The sequence below is a fragment of the Selenomonas sp. oral taxon 138 str. F0429 genome, from assembly GCF_000318175.2.
Taxonomy (GTDB): Bacteria; Bacillota; Negativicutes; order Selenomonadales; family Selenomonadaceae; genus Centipeda; species Centipeda timonae.
The window spans coordinates 491,219-491,674 of the sequence record NZ_KB290930.1 but is presented as its reverse complement, the minus strand read 5'-3'; the positions used below and the strand labels follow the sequence as shown (position 1 = coordinate 491,674).

The window sequence follows — 456 nt, the reverse complement described above, 5'->3', positions numbered from 1 at the left end:
AGAAAAAGCTGCGTGTGGCTGCCTACGCCCGTGTCTCTGTGGATACGCTTCACTACTCCCTTGCAGCGCAGGTCAGTTACTACAGCAGTCTCATCCAGAATAATCCTGCGTGGGAATACGCAGGAGTGTACGCAGACGAAGGAATCACAGGGACAAGCACTACACACCGAGATGAGTTCAAGCGACTGATCGCGGACTGCAACGCCGGGAAGATTGATTTGGTGCTCGTTAAAAGCATCAGCCGATTTGCCCGTGATACCGTGGATTGCCTTCATACCGTTCGACGGTTGAAAGAGAAGGGGATCGCCGTCCGCTTCGAGCGCGAGAACATTGATTCCACATCCGAGGACGGAGAGCTGCTCTTGACGCTGCTCGCATCCTTTGCTCAAGAAGAGAGCAGAAGCATTGGTGAAAACATCCGATGGGGCGTGCGGAGGCGGTTCGCACAGGGGATTC

General features: G+C 54.6%; 1 protein-coding gene. It reads left to right on the top strand.

Translation table 11 applies throughout. The features are described from left to right. Nucleotides 1–456 (top strand): recombinase family protein (locus HMPREF9163_RS11670; RefSeq protein ID WP_009440335.1); only part of this gene is annotated, 456 nt, incomplete at both ends.